The 4904-nt window shown below is 52.1% G+C and carries 4 protein-coding genes; 1 reads left to right on the forward strand and 3 read right to left on the reverse strand.

The genetic code is table 11. From position 1 onward, the window contains the following. Positions 1 to 313 precede the first annotated feature (313 nt). The gene (locus tag VHE12_13820; GenBank protein HVZ81860.1) at positions 314 to 1819 is read left to right on the forward strand and encodes an FAD-binding oxidoreductase; all 1506 of its coding nucleotides are present in this window, start codon (positions 314 to 316) and stop codon (positions 1817 to 1819) included. A gap of 203 nt (positions 1820 to 2022) precedes the next feature. On the opposite strand, the gene VHE12_13825 is transcribed toward VHE12_13820, so the two are convergent. From VHE12_13825 to VHE12_13835, 3 genes are all read right to left on the reverse strand, one after another. Further along, on the reverse strand, positions 2023 to 2166 hold the full coding sequence (locus VHE12_13825) for a hypothetical protein (protein HVZ81861.1): 144 nt from the start codon (positions 2164 to 2166) through the stop codon (positions 2023 to 2025). Between the two features lie 305 nt (positions 2167 to 2471). Next, positions 2472 to 3803 carry a hypothetical protein gene (locus VHE12_13830; GenBank protein ID HVZ81862.1) on the reverse strand — a complete coding sequence of 444 codons (1332 nt, stop codon included), beginning with the start codon at positions 3801 to 3803 and terminating at the stop codon, positions 2472 to 2474. A gap of 12 nt (positions 3804 to 3815) precedes the next feature. Beyond that, the gene (locus VHE12_13835) at positions 3816 to 4325 is read right to left on the reverse strand and encodes a hypothetical protein (protein HVZ81863.1); all 510 of its coding nucleotides are present in this window, start codon (positions 4323 to 4325) and stop codon (positions 3816 to 3818) included. Positions 4326 to 4904 lie beyond the last annotated feature (579 nt).

The raw sequence follows: 4904 nt of genomic DNA on the forward strand, positions 1-4904 counted from the left end.
CATTGGACCCAAAGGCACCTTCTTTCTCGGGTTGAAGGAGATCAGGGGGATAGGCCACCTGGACCAGACCCTGCGGGTCGGTGTAGTTAACGTAACGGGGCGTTTGGGTGAACCCCAAAATCGGAAAAAGAATGAATGAACTGGCACAATAGATTAGGTGTTTCATAGGAGGATCCAACCTTTCAAATAAATAAACTTTGCGATTTAAGTTTAAATCGGGACGACAGAGGATGGTAAAAACAATTATTTACGCGGGGCCTTATTCCCCTGCCACAACCCTTTCCGGAAGCGCCAACTTGATTAAAATGCATCCATGAAAAAATCCTTCCTCCAAAAGATCAAAAAAAGCTTTTACCCGGGCTTTCTGCGCATGGACCCGGAAGCCCTCGGGACCTATGGCCGGGACGGTTCCATCGGGACCCAGCCCCGCCCTTCCGCCGTAGTTTTTCCCCGTTCCACTCCTGAAGTCTCTCGTTTCTTGAAGGAATGCGCCCGTTTCCAGGTACCCGTGGTGCCGAACGGTGGCAAGACCGGCATGTCCGGTGGCGCCGTGGCGGCCCAGGGTGAAGTGGTCCTGAGTTTGGAAAAGATGGACCGGATGGAAAAGGTGGATCCCGTGGCGCGCACCGTCCGCGTGCAGGCCGGGGCGACCATGGAGGCGGTTCACCGGCATTGCGCGGCCAGCGGCCTCACTTGGCCCGTGAGCATCGCCTCGAAAAAGCAGTGCCAGGTCGGCGGGAATATTTCCACCAATGCCGGAGGCCTGAAGGTGGTCCGTTATGGCTCCACCCGCAATTGGGTGCTGGGTTTGCAAGTGGTCCTCATGGGCGGTGAGGTCTTGGAATTGAACGGGGCGCTGGAAAAGAACAACTCGGGCTACGACCTTCGCCAGCTCTTCATCGGAAGCGAGGGGACCCTGGGGGTCGTGACCGAAGCCGTGTTGAAGCTGTCCCCCGCCCCCGGGAAAGCCGGGACCTTTTTCATCGCCTTAAAGGACAGGGCCGCGGTTTTGAGGCTGTTCCAACGGGCTTCCCAAAACCCTTCGTTCCAAGTGGCGGCTTTTGAGTTCCTGACCCGCAAATGCGTGGAAAAGGTATGCGAGGTCTTTGGGTTGACCTGCCCCGTGACCCTCGATGCCGGGGCCTATGTACTGATGGAGGTGGAATCCCCAGGGGACGGAGGATCGGCAAAGGAGGATTGGCACCTGTCCCCCGGCCCTCAAGTCGGGGGACGAGCCTTGGTTGAGCCGAGCCAAGCCGCCGATGGTTCCCATCGGGCGGCAAAGGGGGCTCGGCTAGGGTGGGACTCTTGGCTAACCGCGCTTAAGAAACAGGGTGTCATCCTAGAGGGCCGGTGGGCCCGGACACCCGAAGAGGTCCATGCCTTCTGGACCATCCGGGAAAATATGTCCAAGGCCCTTTCCAGTTATGGGGTCCAACAGCGGTACGATCTTTCGGTCCCCATTTCCAGCATCGACCCCTTTTTAGGGGATGTGGACGCCGCTTTTAAGAAGAAATTCCCCGGCTTTGACGTCTTTGTTTTCGGGCATATCGGGGATGGCAACCTGCACGTCAACACCCACAAGCCGCAGACCATGTCCGAGAGGGCCTTTTGGAAAAAAAGCCTCCAAGCCAGCAAAGTCCTCTACGGGATCGTTAAGAAATACCGGGGTAGCGTCTCGGCGGAGCACGGTATCGGGCTGGTGAAAAAACCTTATCTTCTTTACACCCGAACGCCGAAGGAAGTGGAACTCTTCCGTTCCCTCAAGAAGTTGTTCGATCCCAAGGGTCTGCTCAACCCAGGAAAAATATTCGATTAAGGGTTCCGAATGAAAAGGTAGTGGATATGACCAGCGACGCCACCAAGAAATTCGCCTCAAAGCCCTTGGGCGTCATGCACTACGCGGTGGACCGGAGGTGGCGAAAAAGCTTTTGGAATTGAGTGAGGAATTGATAGGCGGATGGTTAGCCACCACAGGGAGTCGAATCCACTGACCCCTTTGTTCTCCAAAGATTTGAGCTATCAAGAATCCTTGGGATGGTTTTCTGGGAGAGTATGTTCTTTAGAGGGATCTGTTAATTGATTGTCTTTTTCCGATCTTTCTTTTGCCATTTCCGCAAGTTTTTCCTTTTGATCCTTTAGCCCTTTATACTCCCACCAGCTCATACCGTTTTTTCCTGGATACACTGGAAGCTCCTCAAAACAATAGAATTTCTAACTGACCCGCTATCGATAAGTCCAACCTAACCCCTTTGTTCCACAGATTACATTACAAAAATTAAAACAGAGGGACCAGACCTATAAACTACAGGTTATAGGTCTGGTCCCTCTGTTCACGCGGGGGATCCAGTTGCATCGAAAAGGCTTTGGGCACTCAGTGCGAAATTGGTGGGCGTTTGCTGAACGACCATGGGAGTCGTATCTACTGACCCCTTTATCCCATTTCCCTTATTCCCAGGGATGACTAATCCCTAACAAGCCATCGGCTCAGAATACCCCGGGTATTTGACCTTGGCCTTTTTACCTTCCGTGGCAGTAACAATCGGGTCATTCAAGACCGAACCCGAAATGGAGATAAAAGGATTTTGGTTCGACGAAATCCTGATCGCCTGGCTAATAACAAAAGCGCCAGCAAGGCCGCTCACAAAAGGGGCCGCAACGCTGGCACCAGCTATTTCCGCAACCCCGCAATCTTTCTTGGCGTTACCTGTCAGCTCCCTTTGGTAAACCGGAAGGGCAAGTTTTTTTTGGACCCTCGCGTTTTCATCATCCTCCTGGCCCCTAAAGTGTTCCTCTGGTTGGAACTCGTCATAAAAGACGTTCAACCTGAATTGGTGGTAAGTCAGGGCTGAGTTTCCTAATCCAGCATCAATAATGAAATCAAAACCTGCCCCGCCCAATTTTTTTCGAACTTTCAGGGAATCCAACCCCGAGATCAAAATGGTGGGTTCCCCATCCTGCCGGTGGAAGGTTTCATCAAAACGTCTGTCATACCTGGCCAAAGTGAATTTTCTGGCCAAAACCCAATCTCCGACCAAGGCCCCCTTGCGGCGGCCAAAATCCTTTTTGGAAGTAAGGATCGAAGTTCCAAGATTCGGGGGTTGTACAAAATCGAAGTCCTGAAGAACCACCCTGACTCCGGAAGGATTGTTGAATGGAAGTAGGATTAAGGACCAAAGGTAACTTTGGCCCAAATTTCCCAAACCCAGAAACCAAAGAGCTTCCGGTAAAAAAACTCTATCTTCTCCGACGTCTGTTGGGTCGGATGGATTCCAAAGTGAAAGGGTCCTGGCTTTTAGACCGGCTCTGGGGTTTCCAATTGCATGTTGAAACGCCTCTGATACCGCCAAGTTCCCCGCGGCGATCCCAGAAAGGACATTCAGTCCTTTTCCCGAAGGAATGGTATCCGTGCCAGCCCTGACACCGGCAACCCATCCATCCCACCAAGCACGCACCGTCCAACCCGGATAACTCCTTAAAGCGGAACCAATGATGACGGTTCGTTGGGCGCGGATATTTGTTCGGCCACCCAAGGCTTTTGCCGCTTCGCCAACCGTTTTGAATTTAAGCGGCAACAAGAGTTTTTGACTGGTATCTCCCGTTAGTTCGACTCCTCCTAAAAAACACCTCACCGCCGTGGCGATAGCCGTAAGCGCGGCCGCTTGGCCAGCGGGGGTTGCGGAATCGTTCGGGGACAAATGAACTTCCAAGGTTAAGGACTTATAGAATCTCTTTCCTTGCGCAATTGTTCCGTTTCCCGATTCAACGTAAATCTGGACCAGCCTTTCTAGTTCGTGTGTCATTTTCATTTTGTCCTACCTTATGCGAAAGAAATTTTGGCCAAGGCGGGTGTGGTTCGTCCACCTTCGTTGGCCAAGGTATTCGTAAATTCCAAATTCACCCGGGTTCTGGTACCCTTTGGCGTAATCCGGGAGAATAATCGCCAGGTGACCCGCTTCAAGCTTCATAGGATTTTCTTGGTCCGATGGGCTTTGGCCATAACCCGCCGGGTGGACGTGGACGTCCGCGACAATATCCATGTCGAGAGTCTTGCAAACCTCCCACACTTTTCCGAATTTATGTCCATTGAATTCCACAATCCCGTGGTCAAAACAATTCGGATCAATGTCGTCGTAGAACAGGAACTTCTTTATCCTTCTCGAACCTAACCTTTCGTTCCCAAGAAGGAATGCTCCCGCTTCCCGCCTTTCATCAGTTCTTCGGTGAAGCTCTTTGGTGCCTGTGTCCCAAGTTTCCTTGTCACACAGGAGCCTCGGTTCCCTCGTCAGGAACCGAAACAACCTGGTTAGCGTTGAGTCGGTCATATAAATCTCCCATGCAAAAGGTTAAATCCTTGGTTGGGCTCCAATTCAATAGTGGTGCGTTGGTAAGGTGGGTGGCTCCCATTCTCTCCCAGGGACGATAAACGCCGTTTCCCCAATTCTTGAACGAGTCATTCAAAGAACCGTTCTTTAGTTTCGGGCGTTCCGTGTCGTTAACGATTGGTTGGTTTTCGGTTAAATGCCAAAGCTTGCACTCCGGATTTTTCGCGGGATAACACGATAATTCGAACCTGAACCGCCACCATCTGCGGTCCTGGTTGGGTTCCGTGCCTTTGACAATCATCATGAGAATCGGAAAGTCAAAGGATTCGACTTTCCATTGGTCCCGAAGGATGCCGGCCCCGAAAGAGGCTGAATCCAAATCTATTTGGATCCTCTCCAGGGCCGGGTCCATTACCACTACGACGCTCCGTTAGGAACGACTGGCCGGATCAAATCGAGCTTGAGCCGGTTTTCATGGTTGGGTGGGACAAAGCGTCCGATGTGGGCGTTGTTGTCCAACGGTTCTTCTGTTCCGTGAATGGCGAGCTTCATCTCCGGTGCTTTCTCCGGATCAATGTT

This window comes from bacterium (assembly GCA_035549195.1).
GTDB lineage: Bacteria > Oederibacteriota > Muellerivitia > Muellerivitales > Muellerivitaceae > DASZRK01.

Bases quoted from the DNA above. Each gene is read 5' to 3' on its own strand.
- VHE12_13820 (HVZ81860.1), top strand. From the start codon at position 314: ATGAAAAAATCCTTCCTCCAAAAGATCAAAAAAAGCTTTTACCCGGGC.
- VHE12_13825 (HVZ81861.1), bottom strand. From the start codon at position 2,166: ATGAGCTGGTGGGAGTATAAAGGGCTAAAGGATCAAAAGGAAAAACTT.
- VHE12_13830 (HVZ81862.1), bottom strand. From the start codon at position 3,803: ATGACACACGAACTAGAAAGGCTGGTCCAGATTTACGTTGAATCGGGA.
- VHE12_13835 (HVZ81863.1), bottom strand. From the start codon at position 4,325: ATGACCGACTCAACGCTAACCAGGTTGTTTCGGTTCCTGACGAGGGAA.